The sequence below is a fragment of the Rhodococcus sp. USK10 genome (genome assembly GCF_019378875.1).
In the GTDB taxonomy this organism is placed as follows: Bacteria; Actinomycetota; Actinomycetes; order Mycobacteriales; family Mycobacteriaceae; genus Rhodococcus_F; species Rhodococcus_F pseudokoreensis.
The window spans coordinates 2,397,211-2,419,365 of the sequence record NZ_CP076048.1; the positions used below are offsets into that span (position 1 = coordinate 2,397,211).

Consider the following 22,155-nt stretch of genomic DNA (forward strand, 5'->3'; position numbering starts at 1 on the left):
ATGTCAGTCCTGTCCGGCGAAGCGGTTGGCGGGACGGGTGAAGCCGAGTCGTTCCCGGAGCAGTCCGCCGCCCGGGGCCGGGTCGCCCGAGCCCAGCAGGGGCAGGACGTCCCCGGTGATCGCGTCCAGGCCCGACGGCAGCGCCAGCGGCCGCAGGGTGACGCCGTCGACGTCCCCGGTGGCCGCCACATCCGTGATCAGCCGGGCCACTCCCGGCGCGTCGCCGCGGTAGAGAACCGACGCCGGCTCGTACCGGGCTCCGGACCAGTTATCGAGTTGCGCGAGATCACGCTCGGCGGCGTCGGCGGTCTCGGCGATCACCACCTCGACGTCGAGCAGGATCCGCAGCGTCGCGGGGTCGCGACCGGCCTCGGCCGCAGCACGCCGCACCCGGGCCGCGACGTCGCGCGCCGCGTCCACGGTGGGCGCGGCGATGCGGATCACGTCGGCGCGGGCGGCGGCGACCCGGGTGGAGTACTCGTCCCGCGCAGCGATCACGATCAGCGACTGTCCCTGCGGCGACCGCGGCGTGATCGACGGACCCTTCACGGAGAAGTGGTCGCCCTCGAAATCGACGTAGTGCAGCTTGTCCCGGTCGATGAAACGGCCGGTGGCCACGTCGCGGATCTCGGCATCGTCCTCCCAGCTGTCCCACAGCAGGCCGACCACCTCGATCGCGTCGGCCGCCTCCGCCCACAGATTCTCGGCGTCCTGCGCGTCCTTGCGCCCGAACAGATCCGCCTGGATTTGACCGGGGGACACGTCCACCTGCCACCCGGCGCGACCGCCGGACGCGTGGTCGAGGCTGGCGATCGCCTTGGACACGTGGAACGGTTCGGTGTGCGTGACGGTCACCGTGGGGACGAGGCCGATGCGCTCGGTGGACGCGACGGCCCGGGCGGTGATCGCCACGGCGTCCAGTTGCCCACGCTGATCGGCATGTCCGGTGGTGGCGATCGCGAAGGAATCGCCGACGAACGCGAGGTCCACTCCGGCCGAGTCGGCCTGTCCGATCAGTCCGGTCCAGTAGGCGGCGGTGAAGAGGTCCTCGGCGCGCGAGTCCTGGCGACGCCAGGACTGCGGATGAATTCCGGTGCCGTACAGATCGACGGCGACGAGGGGACGGTGTGCCTCAGGCATGAATCGATTCCTCCAGCTGTGCAGAACGGGGGCGCCCGACGGACCGTCCCGGGATGGCGTCGAGCAGCTGCCGGGTGTAGTCGTGGCGCGGGTTGTCGAATATGTCGGCCGCGGTGCCCGATTCGACGATGCGGCCGGACCGCATCACCGCGACCGTGTCGCTGATCTGCCGGACCACGGCGAGGTCGTGCGAGATGAAGAGGTAACTCAGCCCGAGGTCCTGCTGCAGACTCTCGAGCAGTCCGAGGATCTGCGCCTGCACCGAGACGTCCAGGGCCGACACCGGTTCGTCCAGCACCACGAGTTCGGGGCGCAGAGCGAGCGCGCGGGCGATCGCGACCCGCTGTCGTTGCCCGCCGGACAGTTCGGCCGGCCGGCGTTCGAGGTAGGTACGCGGCAACGCCACCTGTTCGAGCAGTTCGGCCACCCGCGCGGCCCGCTCCGCCCGGGTTCCGACACCGAACGCACCGAGCGGTTCCGCGACGATGTCCGCGATCGCCAGTTTGGGATCGAGGGAGGCGTACGGGTTCTGGTACACGATCTGCACCCGCCGGCGCAGGGCCCGCAGCGCGCCGCCGCGCAGGGCGGTGATGTCCCGGCCGTCGAACTCGACGCGGCCCGCGGTGGGCGACTCCAACCGGATCGCGATCCGGGCCACCGTGGACTTGCCCGACCCGGACTCCCCCACCAGCGACAGGGTGCGCCCGCGGGGAACCTCGAACGACACGTCCCGGACGGCGTCGATGGACGTGCGCCGGTCGATCCGGAACGTCCTGGACGCCCCGGACACGCGCAGCAGGACGTCGGGGCCGGCGCTGCCCGACTCCTCACCGCGGGCGCGTTCCTGTCCCACCGACAGGCTCGGCGCCGCGGCCAGCAGGGTGCGGGTGTATTCGTGCTGTGGGTTCTCGAGGATCTGACGGGTGGGGCCGGCTTCCACCACCTCGCCCTGGCTCATCACCACGATCCGGTCGGCCCGGTCGGCCGCGACACCCAGGTCGTGCGTGATCAGCAGGACCGCGGTGCCGGATTCGGCGATCCGCGCGTCGAGATGATCGAGGATCCGGCGCTGCACGGTGACGTCGAGGGCGCTGGTCGGTTCGTCGGCGATCACGAGTTCGGGACTGCACGCCAGCGCGATCCCGATCAGGACACGTTGCCGTTGCCCGCCGGACAGGTCCTGCGGGTACTGCCGCGCCCGCACCTCGGGTTCGTCGATCCCGGCCTCGGCGAGAATGCGTACCGCCTCGATGCCTGCCGTCCGCCGGTCGGCGAGACCGTGGATCCGGAGCACCTCCGCCACCTGGGCGCCGACGCGCAGGACGGGGTTGAGCGACGTCGTCGGATCCTGCGGAACCAGCCCGATCCGGGCGCCGCGGACCCGTTCGAGTGCGCGTTCCGACTTGGTGTCGAGTCGCTCACCGTCGAACGTGACGGTGCCGGCGACGGCCCGCCCGGATCCGCTGAGCAGTCCGAGAATGGCGTGCGCCGTGGTGGATTTCCCGGAGCCGGACTCGCCGACCACGGCCACCACCTCACCGCGCGAGACCGTGAGGTCGACGCCCTTGACAGCCACGACGGGTTCGCCGGCGCTTCCGTACGCCACCCGCAGTCCGGAGACCTGCAGCAGCGGAGTGTCGTTCGCGCTCATCGCACTTCTCTCTGTTCGAGTGCATGCCCGAGCCGGTGCGCCGACAGCACGACGGCCACGATCACCAGTCCGGGCAGGGTTGTCATCCACCACGCGGTGGCGAGGTAGTTCCGTCCCTCGGAGATCAGCGAGCCCCATTCCGGGGTGGGCGGCACCGCGCCGAATCCGAGGAAGCTCAGCGAAGACACCGCGAGGACCGCCATGCCGAACTCGACCGCAGCCAGGGCGAAGACGGGCGCGTAGGAGTTCCGCAGCACGTGGCGGCGCAGAACCGTGTGCCAGCGGACACCCGACGCGAACGCGGCCTCGACGTACAGCGACCGCCGCACCCGCAGCACCTCCGACCGCATCACGCGCGCGAAGTTCGCGATCAGCGACACTCCCACCGCGATCGCGACGTTGACCGTGCCGAATCCCAGTGCGGTCACCAGCGCCAGCGACAGCAGCAGCGCGGGGATCGACAGGAGGACGTCGACGATCCGCATCAGGACGGCGTCCAGTGTGCCGCCGAGGGCGCCGGACAGCAGTCCGATCAGCGAGCCGGCCACCAGTGCGATGCCTACTGCCAGCAGCGTTGCGGTCAGCGACAATCCGGCTCCGTGCACCACCCGGGTGTAGACGTCGCGGCCGATGTTGTCGGTACCGAACCAGTGCGCGGCACTCGGCGCCTGCAGTTTCTGCGCGGGCACCCCGACCAGCGGGTCACCGCTCGCGAACACCGACGGTTCCACCGCGAATCCGACCGCTCCGAGGAGCACCGCCGCCGAGGCGACGAGCACGAGGTTGCGACGCCACCACGCCGCGACGCGGCGTCCGCGACCGTGCGGACGGGGCGCGACTGTCGGAGGCGTTTCGACCGGCGGAGGGCCGAAACCCTCGGCCTCCTCGATCAGTTCTCTGGTGAGGATGTCAGACATGAACCTTCTCCTCTTCCCGCTCGACGGTGTCGCTGCGCTCGGAACTCCGCCTGCCCTCGACGATCCTGGGGTCGATCAGCGGGTAAAGCAGATCGACGGCGAGATTGACGAGGACGTAGACGAGGGAGCTCAGCACCACGATGCCCTGGACCACCGGAATGTCCTGGGCCATCACGGAAGTCTGGGTGAGCCGCCCCACCCCGGCGCGGGAGAACACCGTCTCGACGACGACCGATCCGGCGAGCAGATTGCCGACGAGCACACCGGCGATGGTGAACGCGGGAATGCTCGACAGGCGCAGCGCGTGCCGGGTCTGGATCTGCCAGCGGGACGCCCCCTTCGCCCGCGCGGCCTCGATGAACGGCTGCCGCCACGTGGTCTGCAGACTCGCCGCGAGCACCTGGGCGATCACGGCCCCGGTCGGGAGCGCGAGTGTGACCGCGGGCAGCACCAGCGTCGCGACCCCCTGGTCGCCGAACGCCGGGAACGCCTTCAGCCGGAACGAGAACAGTTGCAGCAGGATCAGACCCACCCAGAACGTCGGCACCGCGACACCGAGCGGGGGCAGGGAGAACAGCAGGTTCCGCACCCAGTGGACCCGCGTGTAGGTGGCGAGGAATGCGACCCCCGCCCCGAACACGACGGCGAAAATCAGCGCCGTGGACGCCAGCGCGAGTGTGCTGGGCACCGCGTTGCCGATGGCCTCGGTGACCGATTGCCCGGTGGCGATCGAGTACCCGAAGTCACCGCGGACGGCGTGGCTCAGGGAGTTCCAGTACTGCACCCACACCGGCTGGTCGAGCCCGTACCGCGCCTGCAGTTCCGCGACGGCGGCCGCGTCGACCGTCGTTCCGGTGGACGCCGAGTCGACGGCGATGCTCACCGGGTCGGACGGCAGGAGGAACAGCACGGCGAACGACACGGTGAACGTCGCCCACAGGACGGCGATCGCCTGCAGCACGCGGAGTCCGAGGTAGCGAATCATGGCTCAGCGTCCGCTGATCCAGGTGTCGAAGAACTGGAGCCGGGCCGAGGCCTCGAACTTCAGGTCCTGCACGTTCGGGCCCGCGCCGATCGCCTGCGACAACTCCACCGTGGGGATCCACAGGCCGTTGTCGAGGACCTGCTGCTGGGCGTCGGCGACGAGCGCGCTCCGCGCGGCGGGATCGGTGGTGGCGAGCTGCTTCGCCAGCACGTCGTCGAGCGCGGGAATCGGGCCGCGGCTGTTCAGGTTGCGGCCTTCGAGTCCGAACTGGGTGCGCAGGATGTCACCGTCGGCGCGAGTGCTGTTGTAGTAGGTGGCGTCGAAATCCTTGGAATTCTGGCGGGCGGTGGCTTCCGGGGTCGACACGAGGTCGAGTTGCAGGTCCACTCCCACCGCTCTGAGCTGCTGCTGCACCAGTTCGAGGATGGCCTGGTTGCCGGCGAACACGGAGCTGAACAGCACGGGGAAGGCGAGCTTCTGACCACCCTTCTCGCGGATGCCGTCGGCGCCGGGCACCCAGCCCGCCTGATCCAGGATCGACTTCGCCTTCTCCGGGTCGTACGTCACGTCCGGCAGTGCCACGTAGCCCGGGGTGCGGCTGGCCAGGGTGCTGGTGGCCGGCTTGAAGTTGGGGCCGAGCACGGTGTCGACCAGTTCCTGCCGGTTGATCGCCGGGACCAGAGCGCTGCGCACGGCGGGGTCCACCAGCGGTCCGCGGGTCACGTTGGGCTGGAAGCCGAACGGAGTTCCGGGATTCGACGTGGTGAGCACCTGTCCGCCCGCTCCTTCGATCTGCGGGGCGTCCTGCGGCAGCGCGTCGCTGATCGCGTCCAGCTGTCCCGAGGACAGGCTGCCGGTGCGGACACCGGATTCGGGGACGACGGTGAACTCGATGGTGTCGAGGTAGGCCTCGCCGTCGTGGCCGAACACGTCGGAACCCCAGTTGTATCCGGCGCGCTTGGCGAGGGTGACCGACTTGTCCTGCTGGTAGTCGGCGTACGTGAACGGCCCGGTACCCGAGATGTTGCCGGTGCACCGCTCTTCGGCGGACTTCGCGACGGACGCGTCGGACAGGATGCCGAGCTGCGGGGTGGACGACGCCTGGAGGAACTGCGCGTTGGGTGCGGCGAAGTCGACCTGTGCGGTCTGCGGGTCGATGACGGTGGTGCCCGTGTACCCGGTGAGGTAGCTGGCGCCCAGTGCGGCCTTGGCCCCGGTGAGGGTGTTCACGATGGCGTCGAGGTTCTTCTTCACCGACTCCGCGGTGAAAGGTGTTCCGTCACTGAACGTCACCCCCTCCTTCAGGTGGAACGTGAAGGAGGACGCGTCGGCGTCGGTGTCCCAGCTCTCGGCCAGCCACGGCTTCAGTTCGCCCGTCTCCGGGTCCTGGTCGGTGAGCGAGTCCACCACCTGCCGGGCCACGTAGATCGTCTGGTTGGTGCCCGACTGCGCGGGGTCGGCGCACGTGGGTGCCTGGGACAGGCCGTAGCGGAGGGTGCCGCCGGGCTGGGGCGGGCCCGCGTCCGCGGAGGAACTGCTGGAGCCGCCACCGCAGGCGGTGAGCGCCGTGGCCAGCACGGCGGCGGCGCCGATACCTGCCGCGATGCGGCCGCGGTGGGACGAGGACAAAGGCACTGATGGCACCGAGAACTCCGTGATCTCGAAGAAGTGCCGTGCGCGCTACCCGTCGAGTGGGCAGCGCTCACGCGCACAGAAAGGCGAGGGACACCGGATCCGACGCGGATGCGGTGTGTAGAGCAGGAACCCCGGAAAGGTCCCGGGGTGTCAGGTCAGCTGTGACAGATCGAGGTGGACAGCCGGCAGAGATCGACGTGCAGACGCCCCCAGGCGCTCACGAAGCCTTCGGTCAACATCGTTCCTCCATCGATCCCGGCGGTAGCACCCGCACCCGCAGGGCGGGGGGTTGCTGCGACGTCAACGAGCCAGGTCTCTCGGTCGCTCTGGATGGTCGTTACCGAGTGTAAGAGATCGCCGGTCGTCGCGCCACACGGCCCCCCGCTACCCGACTGCCTGCCGGGGCGGGAGTTCCCGTCGCGACAGCGGCGGGCGCAGACCGAGATGCTCACGCAGGGTGGAGCCTTCGTATTCCGTTCGGTACGAACCGCGCTCCTGCAGTTCGGGCACGAGCAGGTCGACGATCTCGTCGAGCCCGGTGGGCACCAGATAGGGCGAAACATTGAATCCGTCGGTCGCGCCACTGCGCACCCACCGGGTGAGTTCGTCGGCGACCTGCCCGGGGGTACCCGCGAAACCGGACCGCTGAGTCGTCGCGATCGCGACCTGCCGCAGCGACAGGTTCTGCGCCTCCGCCAGGGCCCGCCACTCGCGGGCGATGGCGAGCGGGTCCTTGCCGTCGCGGGCGGCCCCGCGGGTGACGGAGATCGGTGCGGGCACCGGATCGAAGTCGGGCAGTGGACCGTCCGGGTCGCGATCGGAAAGATCGCGGCCCCACACCTGCCCGACCAGCGACAGCGCCGTCTGCCCGGTGTACTGGCCTTCGCGGACCCAGCGGACCTTGTCCTCCACCTCGGACGCGTTCTCCGCGAGCACGATCTGGGTGCCCGGCAGAATCTTGACGTCGTCCTCGGGGCGCCCCGCGCGGCGCAGTCTCGCCCGGATGTCGTCGGCGAAAGCGAGCGCTTCGTCGAAATGGGTTCCGTGCCGGGAGAAGATGACGTCGGCGTGCGTGGCCGCGAAGTCCCTGCCTGCCGGTGAGTCGCCGGCCTGGAAGATGACGGGATGGCCCTGGGCGCTGCGCGGCAGGGTGGGGGTGATCGTGACGTCGAACTGCGACGTGCGCCGCGACACGTCCTCCACACTGCCCGCGGTGGCCCAGGACGGCGCCTCGGTGCTCGTCGCGACGGCGCCGTCGGCCCACGCGTCCCAGATCGCCCGGGCGACGCCCAGGAACTGCCCGGCCCGTTCGTACCGGTCGGCGTGATCGAGGAAGCCGCCGCGCCGGAAGTTCTCCCCGGTCCACGCGTTGTCCGTGGTGACGGCGTTCCAGCCGGCGCGTCCGCCGGACAGCAGGTCCAGCCCGGACAGTCGCCGGGCGAGGTCGGCCGGTTCGTTGTAGGTGGTGTTCTGGGTGGCCACCAGCCCGATGCGCCGGGTGATGCCGGCCAGCGCCGACAGCTGGGTGATCGCGTCCGGCCTGCCCACGATGTCGAGATCGAGGATCTTGCCTTCCTGTTCCCGCAGGCGCAGACCCTCACCCAGGAAGAAGGCATCGAACAGGCCCCGCTCGGCGGTGTGTGCCACCCGCCGGAACGTTTCGAAGTCGATCTGCGATCCGCTGGTCGGATCGGACCAGATCGTCGTGTGGTTGACGCCGTGGAAGAAGACACCGAAATGCACCTGGGCACCGGGTCGGGCGTACGAGTTGTCGGTCATGATCTCCACAACCTTTCAGCGAGAGGATTCTTCGAGGCGCTCGGCCCGGAATCGGTTGACGGGGCGGTCGAGGCCGAGCGTGCTGCGCAGAGTCGAACCGGGAACGGGACGGTGCGCGACACCGGCGCGCAGGAGCGCCGGGATCACGTACCGCGCCAACACCGGAAGGTCCTCGTCGACCACGGCGGGATGCAGGCGCACACCGTCGACGTGCGAATCCAGTGTGCGCAGCAGTTCCACCAGTCCGGTGGCCTCGCCGGCGAACGAGAGCCGTCCGCTCGACGGGGCGGGAGTGCCTGCGCCGAGCGCCACGTCGAGTTCGGCGAACACCAACGTCGCCCCGGAGTCCTTCGCCCGTGCGGCCGCGTCGGCTATGTCACCGGCTGTCGCCCCGGACACCAGCACCACGTCGACCTCGGACGGATCGGTCTGCCCGTCGAATCCGAACACCACCAGTTGCCCCTGCGGCGGTCGCGGGACGATCGCCGGACCCTTCACCGAGTAGGCATCACCCTGGAAGTCGATGTAGTGCAGCCGGTCGCGGTCGACGAAACGGCCGGTGGCATAGTCGCGGATCACCGCGTCGTCCTCCCAGGAATCCCACAGGTCCCGGACCACGGCGATCGCGTCCCGCTCCTCCCGCGCGAGGTCGGCGGGTGCGGTGACCTCGGTCCGGCCCAGTGCCCCCGCGACCCGCGGGTCGGCGTCGCGTGCGGCGATCCAGCCGCCGCGGCCCCGCGACGCGTAGTCGAGCGTCGCGAGTTGGGACGACGTGTGAAACGGCTCGGCGTAGGTGGTGCCGACCACCGGTACGAGGCCGATCGTGCTGGTGGTCGCGGCCACGAACGCGGCGCGGTTCACGGCGTCGATACGGCCGACGGGTGCACCGTCGGCGCCGGGTGGCAGCAGCGAATCGTCGAAGGACGCGAATGTGAAACCGGCGTTCTCTGCTGCCGCGACCCGGTCCGCCACCGTTCGCCCGGTCAGCAACCGGTCGGGTGAGTGTGCGGCGCGCCGCCACGCCTCGGGATGCGTTCCCTCGCCGTCGAGTTCGATGCCCAGATGCAGGCTCATGCCTGTCGCTCCTCTGTGTCGGCCGCGAGAGGGCGGCTCGGAATGGTCTCGCGCAGCGCGGGCGCCACCTCGGCCTGGAACAGCTCGAGGCTCTCGCGGTGCTGCTTGTCGCTGCCGACGCGGTCGGCGCTCAGGTGGATCACCTCGTGGCCGAACTGCTCGTGGTAACGCTGCACCTTGTCGATCACCTGCTGCGGGCTGCCGATCAGCGCGGAACTGCGGTCGACGAAGTCCTCGAGGGTCTCGAACACCACCGGAAGTCCTGCCCGGCGGGCGAAGTCGAGCCGGGCGGCGTGAATCGGGCGCCACACGTCGAGTGCGTCCTGCGAGTTCGGTGTGACGTAGAACCCGGCGGTCCCGGCGCCGACGAGGGCGTCGGCGGGATCGTGGCCGTAATGGGTCCACCGTTCCCGGTAGTGCCGGACGAGTTCGGCGTAGGAGTCGATGGGGTACGTCACGTTCGCGGAGAAGATCGGATCACCGTAGCGGGCCGCGAGATCCACCGACTCCTTGCTCGTCGCACTGCCGTGCCAGATCCGGATCCGCGGCTGCAGCGGTCGGGGCAGGGCGACGGCGTGCTCGAGCGACGGCCGGAACGCGCCTTCCCAGGTGACGTCCTCGCTCTCCCACAACTGCCGGAACAGCTCGTACCCTTCGCGGTTGCGGTCCCACTGGTCGTCTCGTGTGACGTGGAACAGCTGTGCCTGCGCGGTGCCGTTTCCCTTGCCGATGATGAGCTGCAGCCGGCCACCCGACAGGTTGTCGAGCGTCGAGTAGTCCTCGAATGCACGGACCGGGTCGAGCAGGCTCAGCGTGGTCACCGCGGTCCACAATTGCAGGGTGCTGGTCCGCGCCGCGATGGCGCTGAGCACCACGGGCGGCGAGGAGGAGAGGAAGGGATGTTCGTGGCGCTCGCCCACCGCGAAACCGTCGTACCCCAGTTGCTCGGCGAGGACGGCGGAGTCCACGACCTCCCGCAGCCTGGCCGCGGTGCCGATCTCCTCCCCGGTCACCGGATCCGGTTGGTGAGTGATCAGGCTCATCAGCAGAAACTTCATACGGACTCGTACTCCTTTGCGGCGCAGTCGGAAGGCAGGGCGGTGTGCAGGAGCTTCTCGAACCCGTGGATTCCGACGTCCTGCGGTGGGAGTGAGCGATCGAACAGCGCCGTGTACCCCGCGGCCAGGTACAGGGCCACCGCCTCGGGCTGCCGCGGCCCGGTGGTGAGGAAGATGCGCGAGTAACCGGCCCGGACGATCTCGGCCTCGAGTTCCCGCAGCACGATGCGGCCGAGTCCGCGTCTGCGGTGCGAGGACGAGGTCCAGATCCGCTTGAGTTCCGCGGTCGAGTCGTCGTAGCGGCGGAAGGCCCCGCCCGCCACCGACGTCCCGTCCTCGACCACGACGAGCAGCGCGCCCCCCGGTGCGGCGAACTCCTCTGCCGGATAGGTGCTGAGGTCCTCGTACATCTGGTCCCGGGAGCGCCCGTACCGAGTGCTGTATTCGGTCGCCAGTTCTTCGAGCAGCGGCGCGGCCAGTGGATCGGTCTGATCGACGAACACGGTCTGCACGGGGTCGGTCCTCTCGCTCACGGTTCCTCCTTGTCAGCTGGTCTTCGGGAGCCCGGGCGGGTTGACGACCGACGTGTTCACGGCCTCGTTCGCGATGTTCCAACGGTCGAGGACCTGTGCGTACGTGCCGTTCTCGATGACATGGTTGATGGCTTCGTTGACTGCGGTGATCAGACCGTTGTCCTTCTTGGTGAGCACGGCGATCTCACCCTGGAGTGCGTCGCCCGCCCCGGAGAACGTTCCGGCGATCTCGGTCTCCCCGGCCTGTGCCACGTGGAACGACGAGGATGGGTTGGGCCCGAAGTAGGCGTCGATCCGCCCCGACGCGAGCGGCAGGTAGTAGTCGGTGGTGTTCTGGTAGTACGTGATGTCGGTGGGCTCGAGTCCGGCCGCGACGTTCTGCTCGCTCCACTTCACCAGCAGCGCTTCCTGATTGGTGCCAGAGGAGACGGCAACCTTCAGGCCCGCGACATCCTTGGGTTCCTTGATCTGGATTCCGCTGTCCTTCTTCGTCTCGAACGCGACCGTGTCGAGGCGGTAGGTCGAGAAGTCGTACTTCTCCTTCCGCTCCTCGGTGACGGTGACGTTGGAGATGAAGGCGTCAGCCTCCCCCGAGTCGATCCGGACGAAGTTCTGCGCCCAGTCCGCCGCCTGGAGGTCGACCTTCAGACCGAGAACGTCGCCGATCAGGTACGCGAAGTCCGTCTCCGTGCCGATGAGCGTCTTGTCGTCGTCGGCGTAGAACCGCAGCGGCGGGGCAGAACCGGCGCTGCCCGTCACGATGAGCGTGCCGCGGTCGCGGATCTGCTGGGGAACCTTCGCCGCGATCGATTCGACCTCGTCGGTGGTGACGCGATTCTGATCCGCGGTGAGGTTGTAGCCGGCGGCGGAGGTCGGCCCCGCCCCCTCGTCCTCGACGTCGCCGCCACCGCACGCGGCGGCGAGGAGCGCGACGGTGGTGAGGGCCGAGGCCAGAATCGTCTTACGGAACCGTGCGGTGGACATGTGCGCCTTTCGGGGATCCACACCGGAGTGTGGAGGTCAGAGAACTCGGGAGAGGAAAGCTTTGGTGCGGTCGTGCTGCGGGTCGTCGATGACCTGCGAGGGCGGGCCCTGCTCCACGACGACGCCGCCGTCCATGAAGACGGCCGTGTCGGCGACCTCCCGCGCGAAACCCACCTCGTGGGTGACGATGACGAGGGTGGCGCCGTCGCGTGCCAGTTGTTTGATGACGGCGAGGACCTCACCGACCAGTTCGGGGTCGAGCGCCGACGTGGGCTCGTCGAACAGGATCACGGCCGGGCGCAACGCGAGAGCCCGGGCGATCGCGACCCGCTGCTGCTGGCCGCCGGACAGTTGCCGCGGGTACTCGTGGGCCTTGTCACCCACGCCGACCCGTTCCAGCAGAGCGATCGCCTCGGCCTCGACCTCGGCCCGGTCGCGGCCCTGCGCCGACACCGGTGCCTCGACCACGTTCTCCAGCACCGTGAGGTGGGGGAACAGGTTGAAGTTCTGGAACACGAATCCGATCCGGGACCGCTGCCTCAGGATGTCGCGTTCCCGCAGTTCGTGGAGTTTGTTGCCCTTGCGCCGGTAGCCGATGAGGTCGCCGTCGATCCGGACAGTGCCCCGGTCGACCTTCTCCAGGTGGTTGAGCGTGCGGAGCAGCGTGGACTTGCCGGAACCCGACGGGCCCAGGATCACCGTCACCTCACCCTTGCGGACCAGCAGGTCCACACCCTGGAGGACTTCGAGTGCGCCGAAGGACTTGTGGACTCCGCGGACCTCCACCGCGAACTCCGCCTGCTGGGTGTCGGTGGTCATTTCGTGGCCCCTCTCGGTACGGAGACGCCGGCGTCGCGGATCTCGGCGAATTTCCGGGTGACCTTCTGCCACGGAGTCGGGGGCAGCGCCCGAGCCGATCCGCGCGCGTAGTGCCGCTCGACGTAGTACTGACCGATCGACAACAGCGTGGTCAGGATGATGTACCAGATGGTCGCGACCATCAGCAGGGGCACGACGCGACCATTGCGGCCGAAGATCACCTGAACCTGGTAGAACAGTTCCGCGATCGCCATGGTCGACACGATCGACGTGCCCTTGAACAGGCTGATCACCTCGTTCGCGGCGTTCGGCAGGATGCCGCGCATCGCCTGGGGCAGAACGATCTTGAAGAACTGGCGACGACGCGGAATGCCCAGCGACTGCGCCGCCTCGATCTGCCCGTGGTCCACCGAGATGATGCCGGAGCGGATGATCTCCGCGGAGTACGCGGCCTGGTGCAGCGCCAGACCGATGACGGCGGCGGTGAAGCCGCTGATGACGCCGTTGACCTCGAACGTGAAGAAGCCCGGTCCGAACGGAATACCCAGCGACAGAGTCTGATACAGGTACGTGATGTTGAACCAGAACAGGAGTTGCACGATCAGCGGGATCGACCGGAACGCCCAGATGTATACCCAGGCGATCACCTGCAGCACCGGGTTGTGCGACAGTCGGCTGACCGCCAGCACCACACCGAGCGCGAATCCGAGGACCGTCCCCCAAAGTGTCAGCTTCACCGTCATCCACAGCGCCTGCAGCACGGACCCGGCGGTGAAGTACTTGGCGAACGTCGCCCAGTCCCACCCCGGGTTGGTGGCGAGGCCGTGGACGAACTGGGCGAGCAGCACCAGCACGGCGGCGCTGACCACCCACCGCCACGGGTGCCACCGCCGTGCGACCTCCAGCGCGGCGTCCGCGGGCCGGTCACCATTGCCGGACGGTTCGGAATCGAGGGGCGCGGCCGAACGCGCCCGGACGGGGGCGCTCACGCTCGCTCACCACTGAGAACAGACATCACTGAGGCGGCCTTTCACCTGGAGACAGGACGGGGAAGAGGGCGCGTCTTCCGCGGGATGCGGGCGCGCGTCAGGCGCTCACCTGGCGTTTTTACCCGGTGAGCGTGCGGTGAGACCTCGTCAACAGTGGCAGGAGGTGGTACGGCACAGGTCGATGTGCCGTCTGCGCCACGCAGGGCGCGCGGGGTAGTTCATGTGCTGCCTTCCATCGATCCCGGCGGTAGCACCCGCACCCGAAAAATTCGGAAGGGTTGCTGCGACGTCAACGAGCCAGGTCTCTCGGTCGCTCTGGATGGTTGAAGCGAACACTAGCCGCATTCCCGGACGTCGTCAACACGGGGTATTTCCCTGCAACACAGGGGAAATGGCGTCGCGCGGATGCAAGAATCACCGTGCGCAGAAGTGCTGACAGGCGGCGATCCATGCGGTTCAATGGACGCGCAGCCCTGTTTCTTCGCGGTCGTGTGACCCGGCTGCCGGGCCGTCCGAGGCCCTTGTAACGTCGCCTCGGTGACACCACTCGAAGTCATCGCGATCCTGGTAGCCGGCGTCGGCGCGGGCGCGATCAACGCCATCGTCGGCAGCGGCACGCTCATCACCTTCCCCACCCTGGTGGCTTTCGGGTTCCCTCCGGTGACCGCCACGATGTCGAACGCGATCGGCTTGGTCGCCGGTGGCGTATCCGGCACGTGGGGGTACCGGCGGGAGCTGGCCGGGCAGGGGCCGCGGCTGCGGTGGCAGATCCCGGCGTCCCTGTGCGGTGCGATTCTCGGCTCGTGGCTGCTGCTGCACCTCCCCGAAACGGTGTTCGAACTCGTCGTCCCGGTGCTGCTGATCCTCGCCCTGATCCTGGTGGTGCTGCAGCCGAAGATCCAGGCCTGGGCGAAGCAGCGTGGCAGCCACGAGGCGGGCCTGAGCACGGCGCGACTCACCCTGCTGACCGTCGGCACGTTCGCCGTCGGCGTGTACGGCGGATACTTCACCGCTGCGCAGGGCATTCTGCTGATGGGTGTGATGGGCGCGATCCTGCCGGAGAGCCTGCAACGGATGAACGGCGCGAAGAATCTGCTGTCGCTCATCGTCAACGTCGTCGCCGCGACCGCGTACACCCTCGTGGCCTTCGACCGGATCAGCTGGGCAGCCGCCGGCCTCATCGCGGTGGGCTCGCTGATCGGCGGCGTCCTCGGCGCCCGCTACGGCCGCCGCCTGTCCCCCACCGCACTGCGGGGAACCATCGTCGTCGTCGGTCTCATCGGCCTGTTCCGGCTGCTCGCATAGTCACGCATGCACCCTCCCGCTCCCCCATACTGAGTCGGTGAGCAACGAAGTAGAGCACCCGGGCTGGACCTATCTCATGGACATGGACGGCGTTCTCGTCCACGAAGAACATCTGGTCCCCGGCGCCGACCTGTTCCTGGCCGAACTCCGGGAGTCCGGTACCCCGTTCATCGTCCTGACCAACAATTCCATCAGGACTCCGCGCGATCTCCGCGCCCGGCTGCTCCGCACCGGCCTGGACATTCCCGAGGAATCGATCTGGACGTCCGCCCTGGCCACCGCGACGTTCCTGGCGAACCAGCGCCCCGGCGGCAGCGCATACGTCGTCGGCGAATCCGGGCTCACCACCGCACTGCACGACATCGGATACGTCCTCACCGAGAACGATCCCGACTACGTGGTCCTCGGCGAGACCCGCACGTACTCCTTCGAGGCCATCACCACCGCAATTCGACTGGTGGAGAGAGGCGCTCGTTTCATCGCCACCAACCCGGACCCCACCGGGCCGTCGCGCGAGGGTTCCCTGCCGGCCACAGGATCCGTTGCGGCACTGATCAGCCGGGCCACCGGCCGCGACCCGTACTACGTGGGCAAGCCGAACGCCCTGATGATGCGCTCGGCGCTGCGGGCCATCGGCGCACATTCCGCGAACACGCTGATGATCGGTGACCGCATGGACACCGACATCGTCTGCGGACTCGAGGCCGGGCTGCAGACCATCCTCGTCCTCACCGGAATCTCGACGCGGGATTCGGTGGAACTGTTCCCCTACCGCCCCACCGCGGTGCTCAAATCGGTCGCCGACCTGGTCGGCCGCACGTCGGATCCGTTCGGCGATGCGGCTCCGCCGCCCGTGAGTACTTCTTAACCGCCCGCGGTAGTTGTCAACCTGTCTGAGACAGGTTCTGGTTGATGTTGATGCCTGTCGGTTGTGGCGGGTGTGGTGCCAGGGGTCGGCCGCGGAACCGTTCGGGGTGTTCGGCCCAGATCTGGTCCAGCCGGTGCTGTCGGCGGCGGTGTTCCTCGGTGTCGAGGCCGAGGAACACCGATGCGGGGGTGTGCCGGCCCAGGGCACTGTGCCGGTGTTCGAGCGCGTAGCGGGTCATGAACGTCTCGGTCCATCGCCGCGCGTGGTCGATGTCGTCGAACCGAAGCGGGCACGACAAGTCGTACTTGATGGTCTTGAACAGCGACTCGGAGAACGGGTTGTCATCGCTGACCCTCGGTCGTGAGTAGGTCCGGCACGCGCCCGCCTCGTCGAGGGCGGCGATCAGGGCATGTGAGCGCATCGACGGACCATTGTCGGCATGCACCACCTCGGGCACCCCGAACGCCTCGAACGCCTCGGCGAACATCTGCACCGCCAACTCGGGAACCTCGGCGTACTCGATCCGCCAGGCCACCGGGAACCGCGAGAACACGTCCATCACCAGGTACAGCAGATACCTGTCCTGCTTGCGGGGACCGTGCAACATCGTGATGTCCCACGACCACAACTGCCCGGCCCGACCGGCCCGGGCGACCGGTGCCCGGCGGGCCGCGGCCGTGGCCCGCCGGGTGCGGCGACGGTCCCCGGTCAAGTTCTGCGCACGCGCCACCCGGTAGAACGTCGACTCCGAACACGCGACGAACCCGGCGTCGAAAGAACGCCAATACACCTGCACCACAGACAGATCCGTGTTCTCCTCGGCCAGGATCAACTCGACGATCCGGGCGCGCTCGTCGTCGGACAACGCGGCGGGCTGCCGCCGCTGAACGTGCGGGACCGGCTCGGTGACCGGAACGTAGTGCCGGTAACCGCGGGTGCGCCGGTAGTAACTCGACCGCGGCACACCGAGCAGGGCGCACGCCGCGGTGACCGGCATCGCCGCGTCCCGGACCAACACCCCGACGGTGTCGATCAGGACAGCTTCTCTCGCTCGAGCCACTGCGCGTACTCGTTCGCGCTCATCAACGCCGGTGGGATCGCAGATGGGTCCTCGTTCGAGCGCTTGGTGATCCCCTGCAAGAACTCGAACGCTTTTCCCAGGATCTCCTGGGCGGTCTCCGCCTGTTCCACCTGGGCCTTGAGCCGTGTGTTCTCCCGGCGCAGCCGCGCCAGCTCGGCCCGATCCCGACTGTCCATCCAATTCCTCGACTTCTCTGCCGCGGCGACCATCGCCTGCGTGTATTGTCCGCTCTCCCGCGCGCGAAGCCACGCAGTGACGTGGTTCTTGCTCAGGTTCAACTCACGCAGCAGGCGCGTCTTGGCGCCGTGCTCGGTGCACTCGTCCCACCGGCGCAGCACCTCGATCCGGAACGCGATCGGAAACGAACGCCTACCCGTCGGACCACGCCCGATCGGAAAGCTGTCGATGTCGGTCACAGGGAACTCCGCTCCCCACGCTGACTGCCAGGTGTCTCACGACCATGCTGACAGCCAGCGCCCGACGTTAACAAGTACTCACGGGTGGCGGCAGCCAGTGATGCCCCGGAGGGAGGCTGCCTTGTACGTCCCAAACGTGATCCGGTTCCCGTCTTCGCCGGCGAACGTCACATCGTGACGTCCGGGCTCGTCGACGTGGACGTCGAGCCGATCCATCCCGGCGTCGGCGGCGACCGCGTGGGCGGCCGCCAGCACCGCGGGCCAGTCGGCGTCGCGGATCGGGTTGTCGGACAGTAGCGCTCGCGTGGTGACGGACTGCCCCTCCGTGTAGGCATACGGTCCGGGGCATCCGCCGCCCTGCCTGCGTTCACGATGCCACCGCCACCGGACATCCGGAGCGATCGCGCCGACGGCTTCACTGATCCGCACCAGCGCATCGGTGACGTGTCGCTCGGTGACGGCTAGCGTCGGCCTTCCGCTCAGGCTCTCCGCCGCCGCCGCGATCTCCTCGTCGCCGAAGTTGTACGGGTTGTCCGTCACGCCACCACATCCGCTCGTCAGGATCGCCGCGCCGATCACGGCGAACGTTCTCGTCACCCACCGGATCGTCACCGGAGCGCCAGTTCCGGCAGACCCGCCGCGATCACGGCCATGTTGTAGCCGGACGCCCGAAGTTCGCCGTTGTCGCTCGGCCGTGGATATTCGCTGTGCCCGTTCGCATCTTCCCGCCGGACACCGTCGGGGGTCGTCGCCTCACGCACCGACAGTTGCTCGAGGTCGGTCTGCACCGGATCGGGTCCGAGCCGGCCGAACCCGTCCGCCAGGGTGATCGGGTCGTCGTGCGCGCGCATCACGAACCCGTGGCCGGGTGCCAGCCCGAGGTCCGATTCGTCGTTCGCATCGAAGCCGGGCGAACCGTAGAACACGGCGTCGTCCACAGGCAGCCGCGGTCCCGCGTCCTGCAGGGCCAGGCCCTGGGTGTACGAACCATACGAATGTCCGAGGGCGGTGATGTGCGGATCCGGCGTCTGCGAGGCGACGTCGAGGCCCTCGTAGAACGAGGCAAGCTTCGGGGCTCCCGCGGTCGCGCGGTCGGACTGCCACGCGTCGAGGAGCCATCCGCGCCCGACGTTCTGGTCGAGGAACGGGACGTCGTAATTGCCCGGACCGGTGGTGGTCGGCGGCTGATACCCGAGCCACGCGATCGTCGACACCGTGTCGTCGGTTCGGCCGGAAAGGTCCAGCTGCCGTTCGATTTCCGCCTTCAGCGCCGACGCCTCGTCGGTCATTCCGGCGAGGGAGCCGACAGTGGTGTCGATACCCGGGGTGGTGACGGAGATGTGATCGGCGGTGTCCGGGTCGCCGAGCGCGAAGGCGGCCATCGTCCGTTCACCCGACTGCAGGTCCAGCAACATCAGCCTGCCGTCCGGGTGGTCGCGGACGAGCGACTCGAGGTCGTCGAGGTCGCGCAGCTTCTGCTCGGCGTACCACAGCCGCGCATCGTCGTCGGTGAATGCGCCACCGAACACGTTGTGGTCCAGCCTCTCCCGGAGACGGTCCCGTTCCAGCTCCCACCGCGACCGCTCGTCGGCGAATCGGCTCACGTTCGCCTCGTGCCGCACCGCGGACGGAATGCCGTCGCGATTGCCCACCCAGTCGGGATGCAATTCGATCACCTCCCGCCGCTGGGCTGCGGGCAGGGCGTCCCAGTACTCGCGGTTGGCCAGCGGGGAGCCGTCCGGCGGAGGCGCCGGGGCGGACAGTCCTCGACCCACCTCACCGGGTTCGACAGCGCCGTCCGCGGCCCGCGTCAGGACGGCCGCCGCGTCGGCGACGAGGTCCTCCGCCTGCAGGATCAACGCCCGGGCCGCGGCACCCAGTTCGGCGCGGAGTTCCTCGCGCCCCGCCGCGTCCGGGATGTCGACCGCGTCCGCAACGTCACCGTTGTCCGACAGGGCCATACCGTGGGCGACAGCAGTGTCCCGGACGCCGTCGAGTTCGGTCTGCAGGTGCGTGACCGCGTCGAACAACTCGCGGGCCAACGATTCGACGACGGCGACCGCAGCCGACTCCCTGCTCAGATCATCGGCGGCGGTCCGGAACCGCCGACGTGCGGCGTCCGCGGCGTCGTCCTGCCATGTCGGTAACCGGCCGATGTCGGCGAGACCGTCCTGCACGAACGCGATGGTCGCCGCCCGCTCGGACAGCGACCGTTGCACGGTCTGCAGCGCGCGGACGTCCCACTGGGCTATGTCCCTCAGATTCACGATCCCCCCCAGGATGCATAATGCCCGTACCCTAGCGGATCGATCGCGTCCGCGGGAGTCCGATCTCGTCTCGACCGACACGAAGGATCGAAAATGAGCGGTTCCACCCACGTCGACACCGGTACCCTGCGCGCAGCGGCCGGTCAGCTCGACGCCCTGTTCGACGAAGCACTCTCGCGGCTGAACCCCATCGACGTTGCCGTCGCCGACTCGGGGGCGGCGTGGCCGGAGGCGGCCGGCGCCGGGTTCGCCCGGTTCACGTCCTACCTGGACGGCAGGCGGGAGTCGTTGCAGCGCACCCTCGCCGAAATGTCCGCGACACTCGTCGAGTGCGCCCGCCGGTACGACACCCAGGACGCCGCGACCGCCGAGCGCCTCCACGCGGTCGCGCAGGCCACGAGCCTCGACCTCTAGGCCCTCCGGGCCTATCCCAGTGCCTGCTCCAGGTCGGTCAGGAGGTCGGCGGTGTCTTCGAGTCCGACGGACAGCCGGACGACGCCGTCGGTGATGCCCACTGCCGCACGGCCTTCCGGACCCATGGCCCGGTGGGTGGTGGTGGCGGGATGCGTGATGAGGGACTTGGAGTCGCCGAGGTTGTTGGAGATGTTGACCAGTCGTAGGCCGTCGAGGAGTTCGAATGCCCGCTTCTTCGCGTCGCTCTCGGACGCGTTCAGTGCGAAGGTGACGACGGTGCCGCCGCCGCTCATCTGCCGCTTGGCGAGGTCGTACTGGGGGTGCGACTCGAGATACGGGTACTTGACCCAGTCGACGGCGGAGTGGCCCTCGAGGAACTGGGCGATCTCCAGTGCCGAGCCGACGGAGTGCCGCACGCGGATCGGCATCGTCTCGAGCCCCTTGAGGAGCGTCCACGCGTTGAACGGGCTCAGTGCCGGCCCGGTGTGGCGCATGAGGTTCTGGACGGGACCCTCGATGTAGTCCTTCGGCCCGAGGATCGCCCCGCCGAGCACGCGGCCCTGACCGTCGATGTGCTTGGTGCCGGAGTAGACGACGATGTCGGCGCCCAGTTCCAGGCTGCGCTGCAGCAGCGGGGTCGCGAACACGTTGTCGAGCACGACCTTGGCGCCGGCGGCGTGCGCGAGTTCCGCCACCCGGGGCACGTCCACGAGTGTCTGCATGGGGTTCGACGGCGTCTCGAAGAACACCGCGGTGGTCGGCTCGGACAGAGCCTTCTCCCACTGGTCGAGGTCTTCACCGTCGACGAACACCGTCTCCACGCCCCAGCGGGGCAGGATCTCGTTGCACACCACGAAGCAGGAGCCGAACAGGCTGCGCGCCGCGACGAGGCGGTCGCCCGCCTTCAGCAGCGCACCGAGGGCGGTGAACACCGCGGACATTCCGCTGGCGGTGGCGAAGCAGGCCTCCGCGCCCTCGATCAGGCGCAGCCGCTCCTCGAACATCTTCACGGTGGGGTTGCCGTACCGGGAGTAGACGAAGTGGTCGATGTCGCCGGTGAACGACGCCTCGGCCGCTCCCGCGCTCTCGAACACGAACCCGGAGTTCAGGAAGATCGCTTCGGACGTCTCTTCGAAGCCGGAACGGAGGGTTCCTCCGCGCACGCTGATCGTGCCCTGGCCGATGTCGTCCGGCAGCGCCTTCTGAAACGCGCCGCCTCGAGGAATTGCACTCACCACTGCCTCCACGGCAGGCCCAGAGCCCGCCAGCCGACCGCCCCACGATGACCGTCGGCGTCCAGGCCGCCTTCGAAACCGTCGAGCACGTTGTACGACGGGCCGATGCCCGCCGCTGTCGCGGCTTCCGCCGCACCGATGGACCGCTGGCCGGAACGACACAGGAAGATCACCGGGGCACTCTCGCCGCCCGCGATCCCGGCCTCCTTCAGCTGGTCCACGAAGTTGTCGTTACGACTGCCCGTCGGGTAGCTGACCCATTCGATCAGCACGGTCTTCCGCCCGAGGGAGGTCGTGTCGGGGACTCCGACGTATTTCCACTCGGCGTCCGTCCGCACGTCCACCAGCACAGCGTCGGGATTGTCGCGGAGCAGCTCCCAGGCATGCTCCGGCGTTATGTCGCCTGCGTAACTCACCATGTCAGCTTTTCACAACCCTGTTCTGTGCGCCCTTCCGGGCAACGGTCAGTTGCAGACGACCCATGTGTCGCCGTCCCGCGTCAATTGCCATGTATCGGTCGTCTCGCCCTTGCCGTCGTCGGCGCTGACCCGGACCTCCGCCCGGGCGCGGTCGCCGTTGACCTCGGACGACTCGACGCCCTGCAGCGTGACCTCGCCTTCCCGGCCCCGCAGCACCGACCGGTCGTCGGACCACGTCGGGCAGACCAGCGTCTTCTGCAGATCGGCGTCGTCGTGGTTGTGGGCCTGGATGAAGTCCGCGACCGAACGGTTGATGCGATCCGCTTCCGTGACGTTCTCGTCGGCGGGCGACAGCATGCTGGACACCACGATGGCGACGAGGATGACGACGATGACGGTGACGGCGGCGATGAACGGCACCGCCGTGATGCGCCGGGGATCCACCGGATCTTCCGCGCCTCCCGCGTCGTGCTGAGGCGATTCGCTCGAACCGGACATGACTTCCCTTCGATCTCGGCTGGCCACGAGTGTATAGAGCTGCCCCTACAAATCGTGTTTGTGACCCCCCAACGCGGAGGCGACTACC

Annotated in this window: 24 protein-coding genes and 2 riboswitches; of the genes, 3 read left to right on the forward strand and 21 right to left on the reverse strand. The window is 68.6% G+C overall.

The features are described from left to right. Positions 1-3: 3 nt before the first annotated feature. The 14 genes from I1A62_RS18085 to I1A62_RS47240 all read right to left on the reverse strand — a co-directional run bounded on the left by I1A62_RS18085 (position 4) and on the right by I1A62_RS47240 (position 13,786). Positions 4-1,140 (reverse strand): LLM class flavin-dependent oxidoreductase, encoded by a 1,137-nt coding sequence (locus I1A62_RS18085; RefSeq protein WP_219459324.1) that lies wholly within the window; start codon positions 1,138-1,140, stop codon positions 4-6. Next, positions 1,133-2,791 carry an ABC transporter ATP-binding protein gene (locus I1A62_RS18090; protein ID WP_219459325.1) on the reverse strand — a complete coding sequence of 553 codons (1,659 nt, stop codon included), beginning with the start codon at positions 2,789-2,791 and terminating at the stop codon, positions 1,133-1,135. Before I1A62_RS18090 ends, I1A62_RS18085 begins: the two co-directional genes overlap by 8 nt. After that, the gene (locus I1A62_RS18095; RefSeq protein ID WP_219459326.1) at positions 2,788-3,708 is read right to left on the reverse strand and encodes an ABC transporter permease; all 921 of its coding nucleotides are present in this window, start codon (positions 3,706-3,708) and stop codon (positions 2,788-2,790) included. The genes I1A62_RS18090 and I1A62_RS18095 overlap by 4 nt, the downstream gene beginning before the upstream one ends. Beyond that, the gene (locus I1A62_RS18100; RefSeq protein ID WP_219459327.1) at positions 3,701-4,693 is read right to left on the reverse strand and encodes an ABC transporter permease; all 993 of its coding nucleotides are present in this window, start codon (positions 4,691-4,693) and stop codon (positions 3,701-3,703) included. Before I1A62_RS18100 ends, I1A62_RS18095 begins: the two co-directional genes overlap by 8 nt. Before the next feature lie 3 nt (positions 4,694-4,696). Beyond that, on the reverse strand, positions 4,697-6,328 hold the full coding sequence (locus I1A62_RS18105; RefSeq protein WP_219461254.1) for an ABC transporter substrate-binding protein: 1,632 nt from the start codon (positions 6,326-6,328) through the stop codon (positions 4,697-4,699). Positions 6,329-6,483: 155 nt separating this feature from the next. Beyond that, the gene (locus I1A62_RS47235) at positions 6,484-6,567 is read right to left on the reverse strand and encodes a putative leader peptide (RefSeq protein ID WP_310794466.1); all 84 of its coding nucleotides are present in this window, start codon (positions 6,565-6,567) and stop codon (positions 6,484-6,486) included. Positions 6,568-6,571: 4 nt separating this feature from the next. Continuing rightward, positions 6,572-6,665, reverse strand: a riboswitch (SAM riboswitch). Between the two features lie 47 nt (positions 6,666-6,712). Beyond that, positions 6,713-8,107, reverse strand: coding sequence for an NtaA/DmoA family FMN-dependent monooxygenase (locus tag I1A62_RS18110; RefSeq protein WP_124394943.1), 1,395 nt, complete (start codon positions 8,105-8,107; stop codon positions 6,713-6,715). 15 nt (positions 8,108-8,122) lie between these two features. Further along, complete coding sequence (locus I1A62_RS18115) at positions 8,123-9,181, reverse strand: LLM class flavin-dependent oxidoreductase (protein WP_219459328.1); 1,059 nt, start codon at positions 9,179-9,181, stop codon at positions 8,123-8,125. Beyond that, a complete protein-coding gene (locus I1A62_RS18120) occupies positions 9,178-10,239 on the reverse strand; it encodes an LLM class flavin-dependent oxidoreductase (protein WP_124394941.1) in 1,062 nt (353 codons plus the stop codon). Before I1A62_RS18120 ends, I1A62_RS18115 begins: the two co-directional genes overlap by 4 nt. Next, the gene (locus tag I1A62_RS18125) at positions 10,236-10,772 is read right to left on the reverse strand and encodes a GNAT family N-acetyltransferase (RefSeq protein WP_124394940.1); all 537 of its coding nucleotides are present in this window, start codon (positions 10,770-10,772) and stop codon (positions 10,236-10,238) included. Before I1A62_RS18125 ends, I1A62_RS18120 begins: the two co-directional genes overlap by 4 nt. 12 nt (positions 10,773-10,784) lie before the next feature. After that, positions 10,785-11,756: an ABC transporter substrate-binding protein gene (locus I1A62_RS18130; RefSeq protein ID WP_124394939.1), complete on the reverse strand. Its 972-nt coding sequence runs from the start codon at positions 11,754-11,756 to the stop codon at positions 10,785-10,787. A gap of 36 nt (positions 11,757-11,792) precedes the next feature. After that, positions 11,793-12,575: an amino acid ABC transporter ATP-binding protein gene (locus I1A62_RS18135; protein WP_124394938.1), complete on the reverse strand. Its 783-nt coding sequence runs from the start codon at positions 12,573-12,575 to the stop codon at positions 11,793-11,795. Next, on the reverse strand, positions 12,572-13,564 hold the full coding sequence (locus tag I1A62_RS18140; RefSeq protein WP_219459329.1) for an amino acid ABC transporter permease: 993 nt from the start codon (positions 13,562-13,564) through the stop codon (positions 12,572-12,574). The genes I1A62_RS18135 and I1A62_RS18140 overlap by 4 nt, the downstream gene beginning before the upstream one ends. A gap of 147 nt (positions 13,565-13,711) precedes the next feature. Continuing rightward, positions 13,712-13,786 (reverse strand): putative leader peptide, encoded by a 75-nt coding sequence (locus I1A62_RS47240; RefSeq protein WP_369426197.1) that lies wholly within the window; start codon positions 13,784-13,786, stop codon positions 13,712-13,714. Between the two features lie 7 nt (positions 13,787-13,793). Beyond that, positions 13,794-13,890: riboswitch (SAM riboswitch) on the reverse strand. A 211-nt stretch (positions 13,891-14,101) separates the two neighbouring features. Between I1A62_RS47240 and I1A62_RS18145 the strand changes: the two genes are divergently transcribed. Together I1A62_RS18145 and I1A62_RS18150 are read left to right on the forward strand one after the other, a co-directional pair. Continuing rightward, positions 14,102-14,869, forward strand: coding sequence for a sulfite exporter TauE/SafE family protein (locus I1A62_RS18145; protein ID WP_219459330.1), 768 nt, complete (start codon positions 14,102-14,104; stop codon positions 14,867-14,869). Between the two features lie 76 nt (positions 14,870-14,945). Continuing rightward, positions 14,946-15,737 carry an HAD-IIA family hydrolase gene (locus I1A62_RS18150; RefSeq protein WP_005562415.1) on the forward strand — a complete coding sequence of 264 codons (792 nt, stop codon included), beginning with the start codon at positions 14,946-14,948 and terminating at the stop codon, positions 15,735-15,737. 16 nt (positions 15,738-15,753) lie between these two features. On the opposite strand, the gene I1A62_RS18155 is transcribed toward I1A62_RS18150, so the two are convergent. The 4 genes from I1A62_RS18155 to I1A62_RS18170 form a co-directional block, all read right to left on the reverse strand. Beyond that, the gene (locus I1A62_RS18155) at positions 15,754-16,797 is read right to left on the reverse strand and encodes an IS3 family transposase (RefSeq protein ID WP_257890617.1); all 1,044 of its coding nucleotides are present in this window, start codon (positions 16,795-16,797) and stop codon (positions 15,754-15,756) included. Next, positions 16,770-17,234, reverse strand: a complete 465-nt coding sequence (locus tag I1A62_RS18160; protein WP_308340768.1) for a hypothetical protein — start codon at positions 17,232-17,234, stop codon at positions 16,770-16,772. The genes I1A62_RS18155 and I1A62_RS18160 overlap by 28 nt, the downstream gene beginning before the upstream one ends. A 78-nt stretch (positions 17,235-17,312) precedes the next feature. Then, positions 17,313-17,831, reverse strand: a complete 519-nt coding sequence (locus I1A62_RS18165; RefSeq protein WP_257890835.1) for an LppA family lipoprotein — start codon at positions 17,829-17,831, stop codon at positions 17,313-17,315. Positions 17,832-17,842: 11 nt separating this feature from the next. Continuing rightward, the gene (locus I1A62_RS18170) at positions 17,843-19,501 is read right to left on the reverse strand and encodes an alpha/beta hydrolase (RefSeq protein WP_219459332.1); all 1,659 of its coding nucleotides are present in this window, start codon (positions 19,499-19,501) and stop codon (positions 17,843-17,845) included. A 93-nt stretch (positions 19,502-19,594) separates the two neighbouring features. Between I1A62_RS18170 and I1A62_RS18175 the strand changes: the two genes are divergently transcribed. Further along, on the forward strand, positions 19,595-19,915 hold the full coding sequence (locus I1A62_RS18175; protein WP_219459333.1) for a type VII secretion target: 321 nt from the start codon (positions 19,595-19,597) through the stop codon (positions 19,913-19,915). A gap of 11 nt (positions 19,916-19,926) precedes the next feature. On the opposite strand, the gene I1A62_RS18180 is transcribed toward I1A62_RS18175, so the two are convergent. From I1A62_RS18180 to I1A62_RS18190, 3 genes are read right to left on the reverse strand one after another with little or no spacing between them, the layout of a single operon-like run. Then, positions 19,927-21,150, reverse strand: coding sequence for an O-succinylhomoserine sulfhydrylase (locus I1A62_RS18180; protein WP_124394932.1), 1,224 nt, complete (start codon positions 21,148-21,150; stop codon positions 19,927-19,929). Beyond that, positions 21,147-21,566 (reverse strand): rhodanese-like domain-containing protein, encoded by a 420-nt coding sequence (locus I1A62_RS18185; protein ID WP_124394963.1) that lies wholly within the window; start codon positions 21,564-21,566, stop codon positions 21,147-21,149. Before I1A62_RS18185 ends, I1A62_RS18180 begins: the two co-directional genes overlap by 4 nt. Positions 21,567-21,614: 48 nt before the next feature. Next, positions 21,615-22,067, reverse strand: a complete 453-nt coding sequence (locus I1A62_RS18190) for a hypothetical protein (RefSeq protein WP_219459334.1) — start codon at positions 22,065-22,067, stop codon at positions 21,615-21,617. Positions 22,068-22,155 lie beyond the last annotated feature (88 nt).